We start from the raw sequence: 22,494 nt of genomic DNA on the forward strand, positions 1-22,494 counted from the left end.
TGTCCGGGGGTTGAGGCATTTTTGCGTTCTAGGCTGTGGCCATGCGATACGACTTGGTCATCTTCGACAACGACGGTGTGCTGGTGGACAGCGAGCCGATCTCCAACACCCTGTTGGCCGGCTATCTGACGGAGCTCGGGCATCCCACCACGTACGAGGAGTCGGTGCGGGACTACATGGGTTCCGCCATGCATCGCATTCATGAGCTGGTCGAGGAGCGGAGCGGGCAGCGGCTGCCCGCGGACTTCGACGAGACGTTCCACGCCCGGGTCTTCGCCGCCTTCCAGGCGGAGTTGGAGGCCGTGGTCGGGGCAGCCGACGTGCTCAAGGGGCTGGTCGCCGCCGGCGTGCCGTACTGTGTGGCCTCCTCGGGGAGCCATGAGCGGATCCGGGTCGGTCACCGGAAGACCGGGCTCGACGCCTGGTTCCGGGACGAGATCGTGTTCAGTGCCGAGGACGTCGGCCGGGGCAAGCCCTGGCCCGATCTGTTCCTGCACGCCGCCGAGCGGATGGGGGTCGCTCCCGAGCGGTGCGTGGTCGTCGAGGACAGCGGGCCCGGCGTCCAGGCCGCCCTGGCCGCCGGCATGGACGTGTACGGGTTCACCGCGATGACGCCCGAGGAGAAGCTGACCGGGGCCAAGGGCTTCTTCGGGAGCATGGACGAGCTCCCCGCGATTTTGGGGACGTGATCCATCTACCCAGCGGTAGGTTCCGGCCCTACGCTGTGCCGCCATGACAGATGCGCGCTTGCGGCGTGGGCGGGGGTCCCTGGCGGTCAGCTTCTTCGTGCAGGGGGTCACCTTCGCCCTGCTCGTGACCCGAATACCGGCTATCCAGGACCAGTACGGGATCTCGGACGGGCTGCTGCCGGCCTTCCTCGCCGCCGTGCCGATCCTGGCCGGGGTGGCGAGCGTGGCGACCGAGAAGGCCGTCGCCAGGGTGGGGCCCGCGGTGGTCCTGCGGTGGGCGCAGCCCTTCGTGCTGCTGGCCCTCCTCGCCGTGGGGCTCGGTTCCGAGCTCTGGCACGCGGCGGTCGCGCTGGGGCTCTTCGGGATCGCGGTCGGTGCGCTCGACGCGTCCATGAACATGTTGGGGGTGAGCCTCCAGCGGGCGTACGGCCGGAGCATCATGCTCGGCTTCCACGCCTCGTACAGCCTCGGCGGGATCGCGGGGGCCTCGCTGGCCTGGGCGGGGGCGCACTGGCACCTGTCGTTGTTCGTCTCCTACCTGCCGGTGGTGGCCGTGCTGCTGCCCGTCGCGTTCGTCGGCAGCCGGTGGTACGTGGCCGGTGAGGGGTCCGTGCCGGCCGGGGCGGGGGAGGGGAGCGGTGTCGCCTTCAAGGTGCTGCTGCCGCTCTGTCTCGTGATGACCTTCGCGTACATCGGGGACTCGACCGTCTCCAACTGGAGTGCCAAGTACCTCCAGGACGTGCTCGGCAGTTCCGAGGAGCTGGCGACCGTGCCGTACAACGCGTACATGGTGACGACGCTGCTCGGGCGGACCGTCGGGGACCTCGGGGTCCGGCGGCTGGGGGCCGTCGCGGTCGTCCGGGCGGGGACGGTGCTGGCGGGCCTCGGGTTCGCGCTGGTCGCGCTGGCTCCGGGCGCCTGGGCGGGGATCGCCGGGTTCACGGTGCTGGGGTTCGGGCTGAGCGTGATCGTGCCGCAGACCTTCGCCGCGGCGGGACGGCTGTTCCCGGCAGCCAGTGACGCGGCGGTCGCGCGGCTCAACGTCTTCAACTACGTCGGTTTCCTCGTCGGGTCCCCCCTGGTGGGGGCGCTCGGGGACGCGTGGAGCTATCGGGGGGCCATGGCGGTGCCGATGGTGCTGGTCCTGGTGACGGTGGTGTACGCCACGTCGTTCGGTTTGCGAGAGGCCCGATACGGTGGCGGGCATGAGCGGCCGCGCACTGTTGATGTGGGATGAAGCTGTCACGCAGTACGACTTCGGGTCCGAGCATCCGATGGATCCGGTACGGCTCGCGCTGACGATGTCGCTGGTGCGGGCCTACGGGCTCGACCGGGCGGTGGACGTGGTGGCGGCGAGCCCGGCCGGGGAGTCGACGCTGCGGCTCGTGCACCGCGAGGACTACGTGGCGGCGGTGCGGGCGGCGTCGGCGGACCCGCGCCGGGCCGACCAGGCGTACGGGCTCGGCACGGTCGACGATCCGGCGTTCGCCGGGATGCACGAGGTGTCGGCGCTGATCGCCGGGCAGTCGGTGGGCGCGGCGGAGGCGATCTGGCGCGGGGAGGCCGCGCACGCGGTGAACTTCGCGGGCGGCCTGCACCACGCGATGCCGGGCGGCGCATCCGGGTTCTGCATCTACAACGACGCCTCGCTCGCCATCGCCCGGTTGCTCGAACTGGGCGCCGAGCGGGTCGCGTACGTGGACGTGGACGTGCACCACGGGGACGGGGTGCAGGCGGCGTTCTGGGACGATCCGCGGGTCCTGACGGTCTCGCTGCACGAGCATCCGCGGACGCTGTTCCCGCAGACGGGCTGGCCGGAGGAGACCGGCGGGGCGGGGGCCGGCGAGGGCGGGGCCGTGAACGTGGCGCTGCCGGCCGGGACGGGGGACGCGGGGTGGCTGCGGGCCTTCCACGCGGTCGTGCCGGAGCTGCTCGCGGACTTCCGGCCGCAGGTGCTGGTGACGCAGCACGGGGCGGACACGCACTTCGAGGATCCGCTGGCGCATCTGGCGGTGTCGCTGGACGCGCAGCGGGCGGTGCAGGAGGTCTGTCACGAGCTCGCGCACGCGCACGCGGAGGGGCGCTGGCTGGCCCTGGGCGGTGGCGGGTACGCGGTGGTGGACGTCGTGCCGCGGTCGTGGACGCATCTGGTGGGGATCGCGGCGCACGCTCCGGTGGACCCGGAGTCGGTGATCCCGGCGTCCTGGCGGGACGAGGCGTACGCGCGGACCCGGCAGCCGGGACCGCTGCGGATGACGGACGGGCGGTGGCCGGTGGGCTTCCGGGACTGGGCCGAGGGGTACGACCCGGCGGACCGGCTCGACCAAGCGGTGCTGGCGACGCGGAAGGCGGCCTTCCCGCTGCGGGGGCTGCTCGCCTAGGCGATCTAGAACGTTCTCCTGGGCGTTACGCCGACGGTGGGGTGTCCGGGAGGTTCGGGTCCCCGGGCGGGGGTGTTCCGGCAGCATCGGACGGGTGTTGAGTACCGGGGCGCTGCGGGCGCATCTGTTGGCGTCGGGGTTGGCCGGCACGGTGGCGACCTCGCGGGAGGAGAACCTGCGGAGCTATCGGCTCTTCGCCGCGCGCGATCCGCGGGTGCTGCTCGGGCTCGACCCCGACTGGGGGTGGGACGAGGCGGGACTGCTGCGGCTGATGGCCGACAAGTGCGGGGTGTCGGGGGATCCGGCGCACCGGTCGGGGCCGGACGCCATCGATCCGGAGCGTACGGTGCGGGGGCTCGACGCCTTCGCCGCGCGCTTGGGCGCGGCGGCCGCGCGGCGGGTTCCGGTGCTCTTCGGGACGGGTCATCCGCACCGTCTGCTCGGTTTCTACGTCGCTCTCGCAGACGCTTTGTCGGCGGCGGGATGTCTTGTCCTCACACCGGCGCAGGGGCGATGTGTCGACATAACGACCCGGTTCGGCGTACGCACGTACCTCCTCGACTACGTACGCGGGGTCGCGCTGGTACGGGAACCGGGGCCCCCCGTGGACGGGCGCGTGCCGGGGGCGCATTCCCACTCGCCGCTGCCGGTCAGGGCCGCTCTGGAGACCGCGGCCGAGGACGGCGGGCCGCTGCCGGAGCTCGTGGTGGGGGACCACGGATGGGTCTGCGGGGCAGGTCAGCTGGGTATCGAGGCCATCGGTCTCGCCGATACGGATGATCCTGCTCTGTTCGTCGGGGAGGCCGAGGGGCAGGTGTCGGTGGCCGTACCGCTTGACGACGGGGTGTGCTCCGCCTCGTACCTCCCGCTGACGCGCTATGTACTCAATCGAGCGTGTCTGTCACGGTAAACGGCCGATGGCAGCTCCTCTTCCCCACTCGTACCACCCGCCCCTAGTCTGGAGAGTGAGCGCTCGGCGACGAAGAGTCACCGGAGGGGAAGCCGGTGGGCGTCGCGGCGGAAGGTACAGGTGGGTCATGGCTGCTGGCGATCGACCTCTCAACGAGGTCAAGTTTCTGACCGTGGCGGAAGTCGCCTCGGTGATGCGCGTGTCGAAGATGACCGTGTACCGCTTGGTGCACAGCGGTCATCTGCCGGCGATCCGGGTGGGCAGGTCCTTCCGGGTTCCGGAACAGGCCGTTCACGAGTACCTGAGGGAGTCCTTCGTGGGGGTGGGGACCGCGTAGCGAGCGCGCGGCCGTAACGCCGGGAGAGCTCTGTATGGCCCTCGGATTACAAGCGTGGTCCTCGGGACGGTAGGCTAGGCCGACGTAGGTCGTGTGGGCCCAGACGCCCCGCACCGATCCCCGCCGAGGCGGGGATGTTCCGAGAAGTGAGCGAGGGTAGTCGTGGGCTCTGTTATCAAGAAGCGGCGCAAGCGGATGGCGAAGAAGAAGCACCGCAAGCTGCTCAAGCGCACGCGCGTTCAGCGTCGCAACAAGAAGTAAGGCGACAGCTGCTTCGCAGCGTTGTGCGTCAGGCGTGGCCCTTCACCGTTCGCGGTGGGGGGCCACGCCTCTTTGATAGGGCCACGCTTTTATCCCGCGGAAATGTCGAGGCGCTACGGTGTCGACCAACGGAAGCGACCGACAGAGACGGACGGAAGCGACCGACGGAAGACGGACGGAAGGCGCTGATCTTGGGCAAGGTCGTGCTCGTCACCGGTGCCGCCCGGCATCTGGGCGGCCGCTTCGTGCGGCGCATCCAGCGGGACCCGGAAGTGGAGCGGGTGATCGCCGTGGACGCGGTCGATCCCGCGCACCAGCTCGGCGCCGCCGAGTTCGTACGGGCGGACATCCGCCGGCCCGAGATCGCCAAGGTCCTCGCCGAGCACGACGTCGACACGGTGGTCCACCTCGACGTCACCGGCACGGCGCTCGGCGGCGGCGGCCGGACGTCGGTCAAGGAGACCAACGTCATCGGCACCATGCAGCTCCTCGGCGCCTGCCAGAAGTCGCCGCGGATCCGGCGGCTGGTGATCAAGTCCAGTACGAGCGTCTACGGCTCCGCGCCCCGGGACCCGGCCGTCTTCACCGAGACGACGTCCGCGAAGTCCCTGCCGAGCGGCGGGTTCGCGAAGGACGCCGTCGAGGTCGAGGGGTACGTCCGGGGCTTCGCCCGCCGCCGGCCGGACGTGGCGGTGTGCGTGCTGCGGTTCGCGAACATCCTCGGGCCCCGGATCGACTCCCCGCTCACCGAGTACCTGGCGCTGCCGGTGCTGCCGACCGTCCTCGGCTACGACCCGCGGCTGCAGTTCGTCCACGAGGACGACGTGATCGACGTCCTGCGCCTGGCGGCGCACGAGCCCCGCAGGGCGACCCAGAACAGCGGCACGTTCAACGTGGCCGGGGACGGGGTGCTGCTGCTCTCCCAGTGCGCGCGGCGGCTCGGACGGCCGACGGTGCCGGTGCTGCTGCCGGCGGTCACCTGGGTGGGCACCGCGCTGCGCACGGTCGGGATCACCGACTTCGCGCCCGAGCAGATCCGGCTCCTCACGCACGGCCGGGTCGTCTCGACGGCCCACACGCGCGAGGTCCTCGGCTTCGTGCCGCGCTACTCGACGGCGGAGGCGCTCGCCGACTTCGCGCGGGGCCGGGGGCCGGGGCTGCTGCCGCCCGAGCTGCTCGCCGGGGCGGTCGACCGGCTCGCCGGACGGCTGGCTCCGTCGGCCGCTCCCTCCACCGAAGCTTCCACCCTTCACCACGGCGCCTGAGGAGACCCGACTGCGATGGCGGACGCCAAGGTCATTCCGTTCGACGACGACCGCTCACGGGCCCGTCGGCGGCCTGTCAGGGCCGAGGGCGAGGCGGCGGCCGTGCGGGCCCTGCCGGGGCCCCAGCAGGCGCCTGAGGAGGCCGGGGAGCAGGGGGAGGCCGAGCGGCTCTCCGGGGCCGGGCCGGAGCCGGCCCCGGAGCCGGAGCGGGCCGCTGCCGGCGGGAGCGGCTGGGAGCGGAGGCTCGCGAGCGGGCTCGCGTTCCTGCGGCGACGGGTCACCGGCGAGTACGAGGTCGACGAGTTCGGCTACGACGAGGAGCTCACCGACCAGGTCCTGATGTCGCTGCTGCGCCCGCTGTACGAGAAGTACTTCCGGGTGGAGGTGAAGGGCGTCGAGAACATCCCGGCCGAGGGCGGGGCGCTGATCGTCGCCAACCACTCCGGGACGGTGCCGCTGGACGGGCTGATGATGCAGGTCGCCGTCCACGATCACCATCCGGCCGGGCGGCACCTGCGGCTGCTGGCGGCGGACCTGGTCTTCGTCCTGCCCGTCGTCAACGAGCTGGCCCGCAAGGCGGGGCACACGCTGGCCTGTGCGGAGGACGCGGAGCGGCTGCTGCGCGCCGGCGAGATCGTCGGGGTGATGCCGGAGGGCTTCAAGGGGATCGGGAAGCCCTTCGGGGAGCGGTACAAGCTCCAGCGGTTCGGGCGGGGCGGCTTCGTCTCGACGGCGCTGCGGGCCGGGGTGCCGATCGTGCCGTGCTCGATCGTGGGGGCGGAGGAGATATACCCGATGCTCGGGAACGCCAAGACCCTGGCGCGGGTGCTCGGCTTCCCGTACTTCCCGCTCACCCCGACCTTCCCCTGGCTGGGGCCGCTCGGGGCGCTGCCGCTGCCGACGAAGTGGACGATCCAGTTCGGCGAGCCGATCGAGACGGACTCGTACGCGCCGGAGGCGGCGGAGGACCCGATGCTGATGTTCAACCTGACGGACCAGGTGCGGGAGCAGATCCAGCACACGCTCTACAAGTTGCTGGTGGAGCGGCGGTCGGTGTTCTTCTGACCGGTGCTTCGGCCGGTGCTCTGACCGGTGCTTTCGGCCGGTGCTTCGACCGGTGCTTTCGAGGCAGGAAGAAGGGGCGCCCCCGTCCGTGGGGGCGCCCCTTCTCCTTGCTAGCGAGCGTCCTCGCTGTCGATGCCGAGGCCCGGAAGGAGACCCGGCAGAAGTGGCGGAAGGGTCACGTCCGGCACGTCCGGGGTCGACTGCTCCTCCGTGGGGGCCGTCGGCGTGCCCGTCGGGGAGGGGTTGAGCAGTCCGCCGGCTCCGCCGCCGAGGAGGCCGTCGTCCTCGGTCGAGCCGGTGCCGCCGCCCGTGCTCGGGGTGGCTCCCGCGCTGGACCCGGACGGGCGGGGCGAGGCGGAGTGGCTGCCCGACGAGGGGGACGTCTCCTGGCCGGTGGGCGTCCGGTGGCTGTCCGTGCCCTGGGTGCCCTGGGGCACGGTGGGGCTGCTTCGCGGCCCTTCCGAGCCGATCGCGCCCTTCTCGGGGGTGCGGGGCAGCACCGACTGGAGCGGCTCGACGTCTTCGTCTATGGCGTCGAAGACGTCCGTCACCTCGCTGCCGACGTCCGCCAGTTGGACGGGGAGCCGGTCGCGGAGGCCGTTCCAGGTGCTCCGGTGGGCCTGGGCGAAGGAGTTGAGCCGGGCCATCGGGCCGATCTCGCCGTCCCGCTCGTACGCCGCGCGGAGCAGCCGGTGGCCCTCGGCGGCGTCGTGCTTCATGCCGCCCAGGACGCGGCGGATCTCTGCGAGGGACTCGTGGTCGAGCTCCCCGGCGCGGCCGCGCTCCATGAGCCGACGGGCCTCGCTGAGGCGGGTGGAGGCCTGGTCGAGGTAGATGCCGCCGCGGTCCGCGTCGTCGTCCGCCATGCCCAGCTTGATGTCCTCCATGCCCCGCTTGAGTCCGTAGAGCGAGTCACCCGGGAGGGCGTCGGAGCTGGCAGCGGCCACTCCGCCGAAGGCGCCCGCCGCCACACCGACCGTGAGGCCGCCGGCGGCGAGGCCCTTGGTCCAGCGGGACCGGGGGCGCAGTTTCCTCAGAGGGGACGCCCGGTGGACTCCCTTGCCGGTGGACGTCCGCTGCTCCGGCACCGTAGGGCCCGCGGCGGCGCTCCCCTCCAGGAGCATCGCCTCCATGGCGGCGACGAGCTGGGCTCGCTGCACCACCTTGACCTCGGGGTCGAGCTGTGGCTTGGGCAGCTCTCCGAGGCCGTTCGCCAAGGTCAACAGCCGCCCCTGTTCGGCGGGTTCGGCCGGCTCCGCCGGGGCCTCGGGCTGCTCGGCCGCCGCGTCCTCGGACGCCCGGTCCTCCAGGGCCTGGGCGAAGGCGTTCGCCCGCCGGTGCGCCGATACGTTCGCGATCACTGGCGGCACCTCCTCTCGTCATGACGGTCGACTCCCCGGGGTGTCCGGAAGGTTGCACACCTTGAGCACATCCACACGAAAGAGTGAGTGGCTGTGGACATGGCGTGACCACAGGGAGCCTGCATCCCGCACAACGAGCGGCGCGGCACTTGGGTTACGCGCGAAAGATGATCGGACCAGTGCGTCATCGGGGCGTCACCGACTGTGAGTTGGGCGGGGGTCGTGGGGATGTGGGGGGAGGTGCGGGCGTGGGGGCGCGGACCGGGGCAGGGGGGTGCGTATGGGGGGCGCGGAGCGGTCAGCGGGCGTCGTCCGGAAGGAGGCGGGCCAGGGTGCGGACGGCCCGGTACTGGAGGGTCTTGATCGCACCCTCGTTCTTGCCCATGACCCGGGCGGTCTCGGCGACCGAGAGGCCCTGCAGGAAGCGGAGCGTCACGCACTCCTGCTGCTGGGGGTTGAGGCGGCGGACGGCGTCGAGCAGGGCGGCGTTCGACAGGGACTCCAGGACGGAGTCCTCGGGGCTGCGCTCGACCTCGTTGGCGTCGAGCATCTCGCCGGTGGTGACTTCCAGGCGGAAGCGGCTGGACTTGAAGTGGTCGGCGACCAGGTTCCGGGCGATGGTGACGAGCCAGGCGCCGAAGTCGCGGCCCTGCCAGGTGAAGGTGGAGATCCGGCGCAGGGCGCGCAGGAAGGTCTCGCTGGTGAGGTCCTCCGCCGTCGCCTTCCCGCCGACGCGGTAGTAGATGTAGCGGTAGACGGTGTCGCTGTACTGGTCGTACAGGCGGCCGAAGGCCTCGGCCTCGCCGGCCTGGGCGCGCTCGACCAGGTCCATCATGCGGGCGCTGTCACTGTCCGCGGTGGGGCGGCGGGCGGTGGTCGAGGCTCCGGAGCGGGCGCCCCGTCTGCCCACGGCGGCGCCGCCGTCGGCCAGGGCGTAGCAAGGTCCGGCGGGTGCCGGTGCGGCGAAGGCGAAGGCGGGGACAGGGCCGGCGTACGCGGTGGGGACGAAGCCGCGCAAGTGGTCGAGGACCGTTGCGCGCAGCGTAGCCAGGCCCGAGGTGTCAACCCCGACGTGTGGGTACACGAGACTCCCAGAGGCAGAGCTTCCATCACGTGCAGTGCGGGACCGTTCACCCGTCGTGGCGACGTGAGGGGTCCTTTGTGCGTCTGAGGAGAATAACGCTTCGTACAGGCAGCGCTACACCCAGTTGCTCAAATCACCGGTTCCGACGTATCTGTTACTGCTTGTAGTCGCATCAAGTCGCAGTTCGTGACCGTTTGTTGATCACTTAGCTTCCGAGTGTGACTGCGCCGGCGATGCGTTGTGCTCAAGTCCGGGAGGCGTGAGTGAACCGGGCCGCTGCGGGGTAAGGAAGCGGGAATGCCCGGGAGTCGACCTGTGCGGTGCTGTTCGACCACGGACGGGTGAGCGCGCCTGGTCCGGGGTTGTCGCAGATGATCGCAGCCGAAACGTATCGGCAGACCGGCCCGGCGGGCCGGGGCGCGACCTCGCGGGGAGCGTCAGTGGCGGCGGCGGTGCAGGGCGACCGCGGCGGCGGTGCCCCCGGCCAGCGCGCCCAGGCCCGCGGCGGCGGGGATGCCGACCTTCGCGGCCTTCCGGCCGGTCCGGTAGTCGCGCAGCCGCCAGTCCCGGTCCTTCGCGTGCTTGCGGAGCTTGGTGTCCGGGTTGATCGCGTACGGATGCCCCACCAGCGACAGCATCGGGATGTCGTTGTGCGAGTCGCTGTACGCCGCGCAGCGGCTCAGGTCGAGGCCCTCGGCGGCGGCGAGGGCCCGCACCGCCTCGGCCTTGGCCGGTCCGTGCAGGGGCTCGCCGACCAGCTTGCCCGTGTAGACGCCGTCGATCGACTCGGCGACCGTGCCCAGCGCGCCGGTCAGGCCGAGCCGGCGGGCGATGATCGTGGCCGTCTCGACCGGGGCGGCCGTCACCAGCCAGACCTTCTGCCCCGCGTCCAGGTGCGCCTGGGCGAGGGAGCGGGTGCCGGGCCAGATGCGGTCGGCCATGTACTCGTCGTAGATCTCCTCGCCGATCGACATCAGTTCGGAGACGCGGTGGCCCTTGACGATGGACAGGGCGCTGTCGCGGGCGTCCTGCATGTGCTCGGGGTCCTCGACGCCGGCGAGCCGGAACCAGGCCTGCTGCCAGGCGAAGCGCGCGAGTTCGCGGCGCTGGAAGAACTTCCGCTTGTACAGGCCGCGGCCGAAGTGGAAGATCGCGGCGCCCTGCATCACGGTGTTGTCGAGGTCGAAGAAGGCCGCCGCGCGCACGTCGCCGACGACCGGGAACTCGGGCTCGGCGGTCGCGGGTTCGGTGGCGGCGGCCTCCTCGCGCTCCTGTTCCAGCTGGAGCGAGGACTTGCGCGCCGCCTCGGCGGCGGCCTCGCCTGCCAGGACGCTGCGCGCGGTGGCGGAGCGCCTACGGGGGGTGAGCCATCCCAGAGCGGCCATGCCGTTGAGCATAGCCAGTCTGTTCGGTACTTCCCGACTTGTGAGGATGCCGGGGTGTGAACAGTCGGCGCCGACGGTGTTACGGGGGGCTGCCGGGCCCCGCAGAATGGACGCCATGTTCGGACGTACGAAGAAGAAGGACGCCGCCTCGCGGGTGGTGACGCTGATCGGCAAGCCGGGGTGTCACCTCTGCGACGACGCCCGCGTAGTGATCGAGGCCGTCTGCGCGGAGACCGGAGCATCCTGGGAGGAGAAGGACATCACCCGGGACGAGGAGCTCCACCGGGCGTACTGGGAGCAGATCCCCGTCGTCCTGATCGACGGCGAGCAGCACACCTTCTGGCGCGTGGACGCCGGACGGCTCCGGCGCGAACTGGGTGCGTGACCGGAAGGCGGTTACCATCGTGGACGTTTTGTTGGGTTTCGGGGGCGGCGTCGTGAGGAGAGTGTGCGGCTTTGCCCCCTTCGGGTTCTCAACGCTCTGACGCGCTCCGCGGTTCCGCGACGATACGAACCGGCCGCGTGACCCCGGTCACTTTGGGCGGACAAAACGGACACCATCTTTGTGCACGCGTTCACAAAGACATAGCCTGCATTCGACGGGGCGGTCTTGGGACGTATGGCCGCCTGCAGCCCCGCTCATCCCGCAGGAGCACCGTGGCAACTGGCCGAACTCACCGACCGGCGACCCGTAGCCGAGGAATTCCCGAGGCCACCGTCGCCCGGCTTCCGCTGTATCTGCGCGCACTGACCGCGCTCTCGGAGCGCTCCGTACCCACGGTCTCCTCCGAGGAGCTCGCGGCGGCGGCGGGGGTCAACTCCGCGAAGCTGCGCAAGGACTTCAGCTACCTCGGCTCGTACGGCACCCGCGGTGTCGGCTACGACGTCGAGTACCTCGTCTACCAGATCTCCCGCGAGCTCGGCCTGACCCAGGACTGGCCCGTCGTGATCGTCGGCATCGGCAACCTCGGCGCCGCCCTCGCCGGCTACGGCGGCTTCGCCTCCCGCGGCTTCCGCGTCGCCGCGCTCATCGACGCCGACCCCGCCATGACCGGCAAGCCGGTCGCCGGGATCCCCGTCCAGCACAGCGACGACCTCGAGAAGATCATCAGCGAGGACGGCGTCTCCATCGGCGTCATCGCGACCCCGGCCGGCGTCGCCCAGCAGGTCTGCGACCGGCTCGTGGCCGCCGGAGTCACCTCCATCCTGAACTTCGCCCCCACCGTGCTCTCCGTGCCCGACGGCGTGGACGTCCGCAAGGTCGACCTCTCCATCGAGCTGCAGATCCTCGCCTTCCACGAGCAGCGCAAGGCCGGCGAGGAGACGAGCACCGAGGAGGGCCCCGACACGGGCGCCGAGCCCGAGGCCGCCACGGCCGTCGTGCCGCCGGCCCCCCGCGGCGCCGCGGGCGACACCGGCCACAAGGGACCCGACGGGGACGTCCCCGCGGTGATGCCGGCATGAGCCTCCTCGTCGTCGGACTGAGCCACCGCAGCGCCCCCGTCTCCATCCTGGAGCGGGCCTCGCTGTCGGCGGACACCCAGGCCAAGCTGCTCCAGGACACCCTCGCCGCCGAACCGGCCGCCGAGGCCACCGTCCTGGCCACCTGCAACCGCATCGAGCTCTACGCCGACGTGGACAAGTTCCACGCCGGTGTCGCCGAGCTGTCCACGCTCCTCGCGCAGCACAGCGGCGTCGGCCTGGACGAGCTCACTCCTTATCTCTATGTGCACTACGAGGACCGGGCCGTCCACCACCTCTTCTCGGTGGCCTGCGGCCTCGACTCCATGGTCGTCGGCGAGGGCCAGATCCTCGGCCAGATCAAGGACACCCTCGCCCTCGGCCAGGACCTCCACACCGCGGGCCGGCTCCTCAACGACCTGTTCCAGCAGGCCCTGAGGGTCGGCAAGCGCGCCCACAGCGAGACCGGGATCGATCGCGCCGGACAGTCGCTCGTCACCTTCGGCCTGGAGCAGCTCGCCCAGGACACGGAGGTCGAGACCTGGGCCAAGGGCAAGAAGGCCCTCGTCATCGGCGCCGGGTCGATGTCCTCGCTCGCCGCCGCCACGCTCGCGCGCTCCGGCGTCTCCGAGATCGTCATCGCCAACCGCACCCTGGCCCGCGCCGAGCGGCTCGCGCAGATCCTGACCGAGCCCGGCGGCACGGGAGTCGCCGCACACGCGGTCGAGATGGTTGCCGTCGGCGACGAACTGACACGTGCCGACATCGTCGTCTCCTGCACCGGCGCCACCGGCCTCGTCCTCACCGGCGAGGCCGTCGAGGCCGCCGCGCGGACACGCACGGCCCCGCTCTTCCTGCTCGACCTCGCCATGCCCCGCGACATCGACGCCGCCGCCCACCGGGTCCCCGGCGTCCGGCTCGTCGACATCGAGTCGCTCGCCGAGGCCTCCGCCGACGCGCCCATGGCCGCCGACGTCGACCAGGTGCGCGGCATCGTCTCCGACGAGGTCGCCGCCTTCGGCGCCGCCCAGCGCGCCGCCCACATCACCCCGACCGTGGTCGCCCTGCGCACCATGGCCGCCGACGTGGTGGCCAGCGAGGTCGCCCGCCTGGAAGGCCGCCTCCCCGGCCTCGACGACAAGCAGCGCGCCGAGATCACCCAGACCGTGCGCCGCGTCGTCGACAAGCTCCTGCACGCGCCGACCGTGCGGGTCAAGCAGCTGGCCAGCGAGCCCGGCGGCGCCGGGTACGCGGACGCGCTGCGGACACTCTTCGACCTCGACCCGGAGACGGTGGCTTCTGTCAGCCGGGCCGACCTGAATGACGCCGACGTCAAGAACCGAGGGCGAGTATGACCGAGAGGGCACTGAGGCTCGGGACCAGGCGCAGCAAGCTCGCCATGGCCCAGTCCGGGCACGTGGCCGACGCCGTCCGGCAGCTGACCGGCCGGCCCGTCGAGCTCGTGGAGATCACGACGTACGGGGACACCTCCCGGGAGCACCTCGCGCAGATCGGCGGCACCGGCGTCTTCGTCGCCGCCCTGCGCGACGCGCTGCTCGCCGGCGAGGTGGACTTCGCCGTGCACTCCCTGAAGGACCTGCCGACCGCCCAGCACCCCGACCTGGTGCTGGCCGCGATCCCCCGCCGCGAGGACCCGCGCGACGTACTGATCGCCCGCGAGGGCCTCACGCTGGACCGGCTGCCCCGGGGCGCCCGGGTCGGCACCGGCTCCCCGCGGCGGATGGCACAGCTCCACGCCCACGCGCGGGGCCACGGCCTGGACATCACCTGCGTCCCCATCCGCGGCAACGTCGACACCCGCGTCGGCTACGTCCGCAAGGGCGAGCTCGACGCGGTCGTCCTGGCCGCCGCCGGACTCAACCGCATCGGCGGGACCGACGAACTCCTCGACGGCCTCTCCGCCGAGCCGCTGGCCGTCGACACCGTCCTGCCCGCCCCCGGCCAGGGGGCCCTGGCCGTCGAATGCCTGGCGTCGAACACCGAACTCGTCGCCGCGCTCGCGCCGCTCGACGACCCGCACACGCGGGCCGCCGTGACCGCCGAGCGATCCCTGCTCGCCGCCCTGGAGGCCGGCTGCTCCGCACCCGTGGGTGCGCTGGCCGACCTGCTGGCCGACGACCCCGGTCACGGGCAGGTTGTCACCGAAATGCGCCTGCGCGGCGTCGTCGGCACCACCGACGGCTCGACGCTGGTGCAGCTGTCCACCACCGGACCCGTACCCACCTCGCACGACGAGGCCCTGGCGCTCGGACGCGAACTCGCGGACGAGATGCTCGCCAAGGGTGCGGCCGGTCTTATGGGGGAGCGAGCACTTTGAACCCCACCAGCCCGACCACCAGCCCGCTGTCCCCGGCCCTCGCGGGCCACGGGCACGTCACATTCCTCGGCGCAGGACCCGGCGACCCCGGTCTCCTGACCCTCAGGGCCGTGGAGGCCCTCGCCGGAGCGGATGTCCTGATCGCCGAGCCGGAGGTGCTCGAGGTCGTTCGCGGCCATGCGCGCGTGGGGGTGAGCACGCCTGAGCTGACGGTCATTGACGAGACGTCAACAACCGCCGGTGTCCCCGTGTTGAGGGATGCCGCCAATCTTGTCATGGAGGCCGCGCGGGGCGGCAGGCGGGTCGTCCGTGCGGTGACCGGCGACCCCGGACTCGACGGGAACGCGGGCGCCGAGATGCTCGCCTGCGCCGCCGAGGGCATCCCCTTCGAGGTCGTCCCCGGCGTCGCCACGGCCGTCGGCGTGCCCGCCTACGCCGGTGTGCCGCTGCGCGACGCACAGGGCACCGACGTGCGCTTCGTCGACGCCCGGACCGCCGACGAGCGGTGCTGGGCCGAGGTCGGCGCCTCCGACGGGACCGTCGTCGTCTCCACGTCCCTGGACTCGGTCGCCGCGGCGGCCGGCGAGCTGGTGGCGGCAGGCCGTAAGCCGGACACCCCGCTCACCGTCACCATCGCCGGCACCACCACCCGCCAGCGGACCTGGAACGCCACCCTCGGGACGATCGCCCAGGTCTTCAAGCAGGGCAAGGTCCTCCCCTCCCCCGAGGGACACCGGCCCGTCATAGCCGTGGTCGGCGAGCGCAGCGCCCCGGCGCAGCGGGACCAGCTGTCGTGGTTCGAGTCGAAGCCGCTCTTCGGGTGGCGGGTCCTCGTGCCGCGCACCAAGGAGCAGGCCGCGTCGCTCTCCGACCAGCTGCGTTCGTACGGCGCCGTGCCGCACGAGGTGCCGACCATCGCCGTCGAGCCGCCGCGCACCCCGCAGCAGATGGAGCGGGCGGTCAAGGGACTCGTCACCGGCCGGTACGAGTGGATCGCCTTCACCTCCGTGAACGCCGTCAAGGCCGTGCGGGAGAAGTTCGAGGAGTACGGGCTCGACGCCCGCGCCTTCGCCGGCATCAAGGTCGCGGCGGTGGGCGAGCAGACCGCGGCGGCCCTGGTGGACTTCGGCGTGAAGCCGGACCTCGTGCCGAGCGGCGAGCAGTCCGCGGCCGGGCTGCTGGAGGACTGGCCGCCGTACGACCCCGTCTTCGACCCGATCGACCGCGTCTTCCTGCCGCGCGCCGACATCGCGACCGAGACGCTGGTCGCGGGCCTGATCGAACTCGGGTGGGAGGTCGACGACGTCACCGCCTACCGGACCGTCCGGGCCTCGCCGCCGCCGGCGGACACGCGGGAGGCGATCAAGGGCGGCGGCTTCGACGCCGTGCTCTTCACGTCGTCCTCGACCGTGCGGAACCTCGTCGGCATCGCCGGCAAGCCGCACAACGTGACCGTGATCGCGTGCATCGGGCCCGCCACGGCCAAGACCGCCGAGGAGCACGGGCTCCGGGTCGACGTGCTCTCGCCCGAGCCGTCCGTCCACAAGCTCGCCGAGGCCCTCGCGGACTTCGGCCTGCGGCGCCGGGAGTCCGCGCTGGAGGCGGGGGATCCGGTGACACGGCCGAGCGAGCGGCGACCGGGGGCGCGGCGGCGTCGCACGACGTAACGGGGTTGTGGGGTGCGGGTCCGGCTTCCGGACCCGCACCCTGAGCGTTTCCGGGTCGGTACGCCCGCCACTTGCCGTGTGGCCGCGCCCTGCTGGGCGGTGCCCCCCGCACCTCCGTGTGGGCAGTCGTCCCGCTCGAGCAGGGGGGACCCCCTTGCCCCAGCGGAACGACTGCCCACGACGGGGGTGGGCGTATGCCCACAACGCGTCGGTAAGGGCACGGCGCGCGCGGGCGTAGCCTCGGATTCATGAACTCGTACGGATCCTTTCCCGGGGCGCGCCCGCGGCGGCTGCGGACGACGCCCGTCATGCGCCGGATGGTGGCCGAGACGCGGCTGCATCCCGCCGACCTGATCCTGCCCGCGTTCGTGCGCGAGGGGATCACCGAGCCCGTGCCGATCCAGGCCATGCCCGGGGTCGTGCAGCACACCCGGGACACCCTGCGCAAGGCCGCCGTGGAGGCGCTGGAGGCCGGGGTCTCCGGCATCATGCTCTTCGGCGTGCCCGAGGACGCGAAGAAGGACGGCGCCGGGACGGCCGGCACGGACCCCGACGGGATCCTGCAGGTCGCCATCCGGGACGTGAAGGCCGAGGTCGGCGACGACCTGGTCATCATGTCGGACCTGTGCCTGGACGAGTTCACCGACCACGGCCACTGCGGCGTCCTGGACGCCCGGGGACGGGTCGACAACGACGCCACGCTGGAACGTTACGCCGAGATGGCCCAGGTCCAGGCCGACGCCGGCGTCCACGTCGTCGGCCCCTCCGGGATGATGGACGGCCAGGTCGGGGTCGTCCGCGACGCCCTGGACACCATCGGCAAGGAGGACGTGGCGATCCTGGCCTATACGGCCAAGTACTCGTCCGCCTTCTACGGGCCCTTCCGCGAGGCCGTCGGCTCCTCCCTCAAGGGCGACCGCAAGACCTACCAGCAGGACCCCGCCAACCTCCGCGAGTCGATGCGCGAGCTCGCCCTCGACCTGGAGGAGGGCGCCGACATGGTCATGGTCAAGCCGGCCGGCCCCTACCTCGACGTGCTCGCCAAGGTCGCCGACGCGGTCGACGTGCCCGTCGCCGCCTACCAGATCAGCGGCGAGTACGCGATGGTCGAGGCCGCCGCCGAGAAGGGCTGGATCGACCGCGACAAGGCGATCATGGAGACCCTCACCGGCATCCGCCGCGCCGGCGCCCGGATGATCCTCACCTACTGGGCCACCGAGGCCGCCCGGAACCTGTCCGCCGGACGCCGATAGCCGGGACCTAGTCCCACCAGAAGCTCCACACCGGGGCGTCCACCAGCGCCTCCCGGGCGTACTCGCGCAGGCCGTCATGGTTCCCCTGCGTGATGTTGTCCGGGCAGAACGCGAAGTGCTCCGCCGCCACCGCCTCGGCCTCCTCCACGGTCCGGGGCGGGGCGGCCACCGAGACCACCAGCTGGTCGAAGGTGAGCGCGACGACACGGGCGCCGAAACGGTCCTCCCAGGAGCGCAGCACCGCGCACAGACGGGCCACGTCGTTCTCGTGGTTCAGCGGCCCGCTCCAGCCGATGACCGCCGGTATGTCGGCGCTCCGCCGAGCCGGGACCAGCGCCGGGCGGGCGTCGTCCAGCCAGAAGCCCGGCTCCGTCAGCATCTCCGCGACGGTGGCCGCCGCCCGGTCGGGGTCCGTGGTCAGGGGCCGGGCCGGAGCCAGGCCCGGCCAGCCCGCGGCGAACGGAGCCACGACCCCCTCGTACCCGGGCTGCTCGCCGAACAGCTCCTCCACGGAGGCGGCCACCGCGGGGTCCCGCTCCTCCTCCGGTATCTCGTCGGCCGCGTAGTGGCCCCAGAACTCCGCGAGGACCCCGTCCGCGTCATGGTCCGCCGGGTCGCTCATCCGCCCCGGCTCCAGCCCCCACCTGTCCAGGCCCCACTCACCGCCCAGCAGCACCGGCAGCAGCCCCGCCGTCCGCGCCGCCGGGCGCAGCGCCGCCCAGGCGGCGGGTCCCGCCGCGCCGTGCCCCGACCAGAGGTACGGAGCGTCCGCCGGGCCCGTCAGGGCACCGGGCGGCAGGTCGAGGCCGAGGGAACGTCCGGTCGGATCGGACACGAGCCTGGGCAGCTGGTTCGGGATCATCGCCATGATCAGAAGCTAGGGGCAGCCACTGACAACGGGGCGAGTGGTGGGGCGGCACCGGGCGGCGCACCCTGGAGTGGTAGCCGACAGGTACCTCGGTGGAGGTGGTCCTCATGATGCACACGCTTGTCGGATGGCATGTGGAGATGGAGTTCCAGGAGGAAGGCGACCGGACACGGGCCGCGGCCATGGTCCGGCTCGGCGACGGCACCGAGTTCCGGGCCCACGGCACCGCGAACCGGCACCCGTCCGATCCGGAACAGCTGCGGGTGGGCGAGGAGATCGCCGGCGCCCGCGCCCTCATGGACCTCGCCTCACAGCTCCTCCAGAAGGCCCACAAGGAGATCGACGAGGTGTCCGGCCGGACCTCGCACACCATCCGTTGACGACGAAGCCCCCGGTACGGCGTTCCGCACCGGGGGCTTCGTTCCGGACGTGTCAGAGGCGCTCGGGCGTCCGGATGCCCAGCAGGGCCATGCCCTGGTGCAGCGTGCGGGCCGTCAGGTCACAGAGGAAGAGGCGGTTCTCCGCGACCTCCTTCGCCGGCTCCGGCTTGATGACCGGGCACTGGTCGTAGAACGTCGTGTACAGCGAGGCGAGCTGGTACAGGTAGGCGGTGAGCTTGTGCGGCGCGTACTCCGCGGCCGCCTCGGACACCGTCTCGGCGAACTGGTCCAGGTGCAGGCCGAGCGCACGCTCGGCCGGAGCGAGCTCCAGCTCCGGGTGGGCGACGGGGGTACGGTCACCGGCCTTGCCGAAGATCGACCTGATACGGGCGTACGCGTACTGCAGGTACACCGACGTGTCGCCGTTCAGCGACACCATCTGGTCCAGGTCGAACTTGTAGTCCCGCGCCGCGGACGTCGACAGGTCCGCGTACTTCACCGCGCCGATGCCGACGAACTGGCCGTTCTCGACGATCTCCGTCTCGGTCAGGCCCACCTTCTCGGCCTTCTCGCGGACGACCGCCGTCGCCCGGTCCACCGCCTCGTCCAGCAGGTCCACCAGCCGCACCGTCTCGCCCTCACGGGTCTTGAACGGCTTGCCGTCCTTGCCCAGGACCGTGCCGAAGGCCAGCTGGACGGCCTTCACCTCGTCGTTCAGCCAGCCGGCCCGGCGGGCCGTCTCGAAGACCATCTTGAAGTGCAGCGACTGACGGGCGTCCACCACGTACAGCAGGGAGGTCGCCTTCAGGTTCTGCACCCGGTCCCGGATCGCCGACAGGTCCGTCGCCGCGTAGCCGAAGCCGCCGTCGGACTTCTGCACGATCAGCGGCGTCGGATTGCCGTCCGGGCCCTTCACGTCGTCGAAGAACACGCACAGCGCGCCCTCGGAGCGGACCGCGACGCCCGACTCCTCCAGGATGCGGCAGGTCTCCACCAGCATGTCGTTGTACCCGGACTCGCCGACGACGTCCCCGTCCCGGATGTCCATGTCCAGCTTGTCGAAGACCGAGTAGAAGTAGATCTTCGACTCGTCGACGAACCGCTGCCAGAGGGCCAGGGTCTCCTCGTCGCCGGCCTGGAGGTCCACGACCCGGGCACGCGCCCGCGTCTTGAACTCCTCGTCCGAGTCGAACAGGGCCCGCGAGGCCTTGTACAGCCGGTTCAGGTTCGACATGGCCTCCTCGCCGGAGACCTCCGCCTCCGACGAGTGGTCCAGCTCGTGCGGGTGCTCGATCAGGTACTGGATGAGCATGCCGAACTGGGTGCCCCAGTCGCCGATGTGGTGGCGCCGGACCACCGTCTCGCCGGTGAACTCCAGGATCTCGACCATCGCCGCGCCGATCACGGCCGACCGCAGGTGGCCGACGTGCATCTCCTTGGCCACGTTCGGCTGGGCGTAGTCGATGACCGTCGTGCCCGCCGACTCGTTGAACGGCACGCCGAGACGCGCGTCCGCCGCACGGGCCGCGAGGGTGTCGACGATCGCCGCGTCCGTCACCGTGATGTTCAGGAAGCCGGGGCCCGAGACCTCGATCTCCTTCAGGACGTCGTTCGCCGGGATCGCCTCGACGACCTTCGTCGCCAGCTCACGCGGATTGCCCTTGAGCTGCTTGGCCAGCGCCAGGATGCCGTTGGCCTGGAAGTCGGCCCGGTCGCTTCGTCGCAGCAGCGGGTCGGCGGACGCGGCGTCCGGCAGAGCCGCCGAGAGGCCGTCCGCGAGGCGCTGCTGCACGGTCGAAGCGAGGGAAGGGACCGAGGCCATGAGCTTCCGTTCCGTCGGAGGAGTCCAGTGGAGGGGTCCAGAGGAGTCCGGTGGTCTATTTCGCTTGTCAAGTGTCCCATGGGAGAGCAACGTGTTTTCTCCCCCTGTGGACAACTTCGGAGCGCGTCGTTCCGTCTGGGACAATGACAGACGTAGAGCTGTAAGGCTTTGACGCTTCAAGAAAGAAGGACGTACGACCGTGGCTCAGAGCAGCACCGAGACCGACTGGGTCTCCCGTTTCGCGGACGAGGTCATCGCCGAGTCGGAGCGACGTGCGCCTGGCAAACCGGTCGTCGTCGCCTCCGGCCTCTCCCCGTCCGGCCCGATCCACCTCGGCAACCTCCGCGAGGTCATGACCCCGCACCTGGTCGCCGACGAGATCCGCCGCCGCGGGTACGAGGTCCGGCACCTCATCTCCTGGGACGACTACGACCGCTACCGCAAGGTGCCGGGCGGCATCGAGGGCATCGACGCCTCCTGGGCCGAGCACATCGGCAAGCCGCTGACCTCCGTCCCGGCCCCCGCCGGCTCGCCCCACCCCAACTGGGCCGAGCACTTCAAGGCCGCCATGGTCGAGTCCCTCGCCGAGCTGGGCGTCGAGTACGACCCGATCAGCCAGACCGAGCAGTACACCGCCGGCGCGTACCGCGAGCAGATCCTGCACGCGATGAAGCACCGCGGCGACATCGACGCCATCCTCGACCAGTACCGGACGAAGAAGGCCCCGAAGAAGCAGTCCCAGAAGCCCGTCGACGAGGCCGAGCTGGAAGCCGAGGAGGGCTCCGGCGCCGCCGCCGAGGACGACGGCTCCGGCGGCGCCTCCGGCTACTTCCCGTACAAGCCCTACTGCGGACAGTGCGAGAAGGACCTCACCACCGTCACGTCCTACGACGACGACACCACCGAGCTCGCCTACACCTGCACCAGCTGCGGCTTCTCCGAGACCGTCAAGCTCAGCGAGTTCAACCGCGGCAAGCTGGTCTGGAAGGTCGACTGGCCCATGCGCTGGGCCTACGAGGGCGTCATCTTCGAGCCCTCCGGCGTCGACCACTCCTCGCCCGGCTCCTCCTTCCAGGTCGGCGGCCAGATCGTCCGCATCTTCGACGGCGTCCAGCCCATCGGCCCCATGTACGCCTTCGTCGGCATCAGCGGCATGGCCAAGATGTCCTCCTCCAAGGGCGGCGTGCCCACCGCGGCCGACGCCCTGAAGATCATGGAGCCCCAGATCCTGCGCTGGCTCTACGCCCGCCGCAGGCCCAACCAGTCCTTCAAGATCGCCTTCGACCAGGAGATCCAGCGGCTCTACGACGAGTGGGACAAGCTGGAGGCCAAGGTCGCCGACGGCTCCGTCCTGCCCGCCGACGCCGCCGCCCACTCCCGCGCCACCCGCACGGCCGCCGGCGAGCTGCCGCGCACCCCGCGCCCGCTCCCGTACCGCACCCTCGCCTCCGTCATGGACATCACCGCGGGCCACGACGAGCAGACCCTGCGGATCCTCACCGAACTCGACCCCGAGAACCCGGTCACCTCCCTCGACGAGGTCCGCCCGCGCCTCGACCGCGCCGAGAACTGGATCACCAACCAGGTCCCGGCCGACCAGCGCACCGTCGTCCGCGAAGAGCCCGACACCGAGCTCCTCGGCTCCCTGGACGACGAGGGCCGCGAATCGCTCCGCCTCCTCCTGGAGGGCCTCGACACCCACTGGTCGCTCGACGGACTCACCACCCTCGTCTACGGCGTCCCGAAGGTCATGGCCGGCCTCGACCCCGAAGCCAAGCCGACCCCGGAACTGAAGCTCGCCCAGCGCGCCTTCTTCGCCCTGCTCTACAAGCTCCTCGTCAGCCGCGAGACCGGCCCGCGCCTGCCCACGCTGCTGCTCGCGGTGGGCGCGGAGCGGGTGCGCAAGCTGCTCGGCGCGTGAGCGAACGCGGACGCGCGACCTGAGCGCGCGACCTGACGCACGCGAA

21 protein-coding genes are annotated in these 22,494 nt (G+C 71.6%); 16 read left to right on the top strand and 5 right to left on the bottom strand.

Annotated features, from left to right (window positions below; translation table 11 throughout):
• The first annotated feature begins 41 nt into the window (after positions 1-41).
• The 8 genes from K7G60_RS09265 to K7G60_RS09300 all read left to right on the top strand — a co-directional run bounded on the left by K7G60_RS09265 (position 42) and on the right by K7G60_RS09300 (position 6,908).
• Complete coding sequence (locus K7G60_RS09265; protein WP_225800327.1) at positions 42-689, top strand: HAD family phosphatase; 648 nt, start codon at positions 42-44, stop codon at positions 687-689.
• A gap of 43 nt (positions 690-732) precedes the next feature.
• Positions 733-1,926 (top strand): MFS transporter, encoded by a 1,194-nt coding sequence (locus K7G60_RS09270; RefSeq protein WP_225800328.1) that lies wholly within the window; start codon positions 733-735, stop codon positions 1,924-1,926.
• Positions 1,895-3,070 carry an acetoin utilization protein AcuC gene (locus K7G60_RS09275; RefSeq protein ID WP_225800329.1) on the top strand — a complete coding sequence of 392 codons (1,176 nt, stop codon included), beginning with the start codon at positions 1,895-1,897 and terminating at the stop codon, positions 3,068-3,070. The genes K7G60_RS09270 and K7G60_RS09275 overlap by 32 nt, the downstream gene beginning before the upstream one ends.
• 94 nt (positions 3,071-3,164) lie before the next feature.
• Positions 3,165-3,980 (top strand): phosphatase, encoded by an 816-nt coding sequence (locus K7G60_RS09280; protein WP_225800330.1) that lies wholly within the window; start codon positions 3,165-3,167, stop codon positions 3,978-3,980.
• Between the two features lie 127 nt (positions 3,981-4,107).
• Positions 4,108-4,317 carry a helix-turn-helix domain-containing protein gene (locus K7G60_RS09285; RefSeq protein WP_030223786.1) on the top strand — a complete coding sequence of 70 codons (210 nt, stop codon included), beginning with the start codon at positions 4,108-4,110 and terminating at the stop codon, positions 4,315-4,317.
• Positions 4,318-4,479: 162 nt separating this feature from the next.
• Positions 4,480-4,578 carry a 30S ribosomal protein bS22 gene (locus tag K7G60_RS09290; protein ID WP_003948845.1) on the top strand — a complete coding sequence of 33 codons (99 nt, stop codon included), beginning with the start codon at positions 4,480-4,482 and terminating at the stop codon, positions 4,576-4,578.
• Between the two features lie 191 nt (positions 4,579-4,769).
• On the top strand, positions 4,770-5,843 hold the full coding sequence (locus K7G60_RS09295) for an NAD-dependent epimerase/dehydratase family protein (RefSeq protein WP_225800331.1): 1,074 nt from the start codon (positions 4,770-4,772) through the stop codon (positions 5,841-5,843).
• Between the two features lie 15 nt (positions 5,844-5,858).
• On the top strand, positions 5,859-6,908 hold the full coding sequence (locus K7G60_RS09300; RefSeq protein ID WP_225800332.1) for a lysophospholipid acyltransferase family protein: 1,050 nt from the start codon (positions 5,859-5,861) through the stop codon (positions 6,906-6,908).
• A 110-nt stretch (positions 6,909-7,018) separates the two neighbouring features.
• On the opposite strand, the gene K7G60_RS09305 is transcribed toward K7G60_RS09300, so the two are convergent.
• The 3 genes from K7G60_RS09305 to K7G60_RS09315 form a co-directional block, all read right to left on the bottom strand.
• Complete coding sequence (locus K7G60_RS09305; protein ID WP_225800333.1) at positions 7,019-8,269, bottom strand: DUF5667 domain-containing protein; 1,251 nt, start codon at positions 8,267-8,269, stop codon at positions 7,019-7,021.
• Between the two features lie 298 nt (positions 8,270-8,567).
• A complete protein-coding gene (locus tag K7G60_RS09310) occupies positions 8,568-9,353 on the bottom strand; it encodes an ECF subfamily RNA polymerase sigma factor, BldN family (RefSeq protein WP_225800334.1) in 786 nt (261 codons plus the stop codon).
• 437 nt (positions 9,354-9,790) lie between these two features.
• Complete coding sequence (locus K7G60_RS09315; protein WP_225800335.1) at positions 9,791-10,738, bottom strand: HAD family phosphatase; 948 nt, start codon at positions 10,736-10,738, stop codon at positions 9,791-9,793.
• 106 nt (positions 10,739-10,844) lie between these two features.
• Between K7G60_RS09315 and K7G60_RS09320 the strand changes: the two genes are divergently transcribed.
• From K7G60_RS09320 to hemB, 6 genes are all read left to right on the top strand, one after another.
• The gene (locus K7G60_RS09320) at positions 10,845-11,123 is read left to right on the top strand and encodes a glutaredoxin family protein (protein ID WP_225800336.1); all 279 of its coding nucleotides are present in this window, start codon (positions 10,845-10,847) and stop codon (positions 11,121-11,123) included.
• A 272-nt stretch (positions 11,124-11,395) separates the two neighbouring features.
• Positions 11,396-12,202: a redox-sensing transcriptional repressor Rex gene (locus K7G60_RS09325; RefSeq protein ID WP_225800337.1), complete on the top strand. Its 807-nt coding sequence runs from the start codon at positions 11,396-11,398 to the stop codon at positions 12,200-12,202.
• Complete coding sequence (locus tag K7G60_RS09330) at positions 12,199-13,554, top strand: glutamyl-tRNA reductase (protein ID WP_225800338.1); 1,356 nt, start codon at positions 12,199-12,201, stop codon at positions 13,552-13,554. Before K7G60_RS09325 ends, K7G60_RS09330 begins: the two co-directional genes overlap by 4 nt.
• Entirely contained in the window at positions 13,551-14,537 is a 987-nt protein-coding gene (gene hemC, locus K7G60_RS09335; RefSeq protein WP_225800339.1) for a hydroxymethylbilane synthase, read from the top strand. The genes K7G60_RS09330 and hemC overlap by 4 nt, the downstream gene beginning before the upstream one ends.
• The gene (locus K7G60_RS09340) at positions 14,534-16,204 is read left to right on the top strand and encodes a uroporphyrinogen-III synthase (protein WP_225800340.1); all 1,671 of its coding nucleotides are present in this window, start codon (positions 14,534-14,536) and stop codon (positions 16,202-16,204) included. The genes hemC and K7G60_RS09340 overlap by 4 nt, the downstream gene beginning before the upstream one ends.
• Positions 16,205-16,452: 248 nt before the next feature.
• On the top strand, positions 16,453-17,457 hold the full coding sequence (hemB, locus tag K7G60_RS09345) for a porphobilinogen synthase (protein ID WP_225800341.1): 1,005 nt from the start codon (positions 16,453-16,455) through the stop codon (positions 17,455-17,457).
• A 7-nt stretch (positions 17,458-17,464) separates the two neighbouring features.
• Here the strand turns inward: hemB and K7G60_RS09350 are convergent, their stop codons facing one another.
• Positions 17,465-18,325 (bottom strand): DUF4253 domain-containing protein, encoded by an 861-nt coding sequence (locus K7G60_RS09350; RefSeq protein ID WP_225800342.1) that lies wholly within the window; start codon positions 18,323-18,325, stop codon positions 17,465-17,467.
• Between the two features lie 110 nt (positions 18,326-18,435).
• Between K7G60_RS09350 and K7G60_RS09355 the strand changes: the two genes are divergently transcribed.
• A complete protein-coding gene (locus K7G60_RS09355; protein WP_225800449.1) occupies positions 18,436-18,705 on the top strand; it encodes a DUF1876 domain-containing protein in 270 nt (89 codons plus the stop codon).
• A gap of 52 nt (positions 18,706-18,757) precedes the next feature.
• Here the strand turns inward: K7G60_RS09355 and argS are convergent, their stop codons facing one another.
• Entirely contained in the window at positions 18,758-20,527 is a 1,770-nt protein-coding gene (gene argS, locus K7G60_RS09360; protein WP_225800343.1) for an arginine--tRNA ligase, read from the bottom strand.
• 199 nt (positions 20,528-20,726) lie between these two features.
• Between argS and lysS the strand changes: the two genes are divergently transcribed.
• Positions 20,727-22,448, top strand: coding sequence for a lysine--tRNA ligase (gene lysS, locus K7G60_RS09365; protein WP_225800344.1), 1,722 nt, complete (start codon positions 20,727-20,729; stop codon positions 22,446-22,448).
• The last annotated feature ends 46 nt before the right edge of the window (positions 22,449-22,494 follow it).

The sequence above is a fragment of the Streptomyces sp. NK15101 genome, from assembly GCF_020400725.1.
In the GTDB taxonomy this organism is placed as follows: domain Bacteria; phylum Actinomycetota; class Actinomycetes; order Streptomycetales; family Streptomycetaceae; genus Streptomyces.

Coding starts and splice junctions, on each gene's coding strand:
- K7G60_RS09265 (WP_225800327.1), top strand. CDS start 42: ATGCGATACGACTTGGTCATCTTCGACAACGACGGTGTGCTGGTGGAC.
- K7G60_RS09270 (WP_225800328.1), top strand. CDS start 733: ATGACAGATGCGCGCTTGCGGCGTGGGCGGGGGTCCCTGGCGGTCAGC.
- K7G60_RS09275 (WP_225800329.1), top strand. CDS start 1,895: ATGAGCGGCCGCGCACTGTTGATGTGGGATGAAGCTGTCACGCAGTAC.
- K7G60_RS09285 (WP_030223786.1), top strand. CDS start 4,108: ATGGCTGCTGGCGATCGACCTCTCAACGAGGTCAAGTTTCTGACCGTG.
- K7G60_RS09300 (WP_225800332.1), top strand. CDS start 5,859: ATGGCGGACGCCAAGGTCATTCCGTTCGACGACGACCGCTCACGGGCC.
- K7G60_RS09315 (WP_225800335.1), bottom strand. CDS start 10,738: ATGGCCGCTCTGGGATGGCTCACCCCCCGTAGGCGCTCCGCCACCGCG.
- K7G60_RS09320 (WP_225800336.1), top strand. CDS start 10,845: ATGGACGCCATGTTCGGACGTACGAAGAAGAAGGACGCCGCCTCGCGG.
- K7G60_RS09330 (WP_225800338.1), top strand. CDS start 12,199: ATGAGCCTCCTCGTCGTCGGACTGAGCCACCGCAGCGCCCCCGTCTCC.
- hemC (WP_225800339.1), top strand. CDS start 13,551: ATGACCGAGAGGGCACTGAGGCTCGGGACCAGGCGCAGCAAGCTCGCC.
- hemB (WP_225800341.1), top strand. CDS start 16,453: ATGAACTCGTACGGATCCTTTCCCGGGGCGCGCCCGCGGCGGCTGCGG.
- K7G60_RS09350 (WP_225800342.1), bottom strand. CDS start 18,325: ATGGCGATGATCCCGAACCAGCTGCCCAGGCTCGTGTCCGATCCGACC.
- K7G60_RS09355 (WP_225800449.1), top strand. CDS start 18,436: ATGCACACGCTTGTCGGATGGCATGTGGAGATGGAGTTCCAGGAGGAA.
- argS (WP_225800343.1), bottom strand. CDS start 20,527: ATGGCCTCGGTCCCTTCCCTCGCTTCGACCGTGCAGCAGCGCCTCGCG.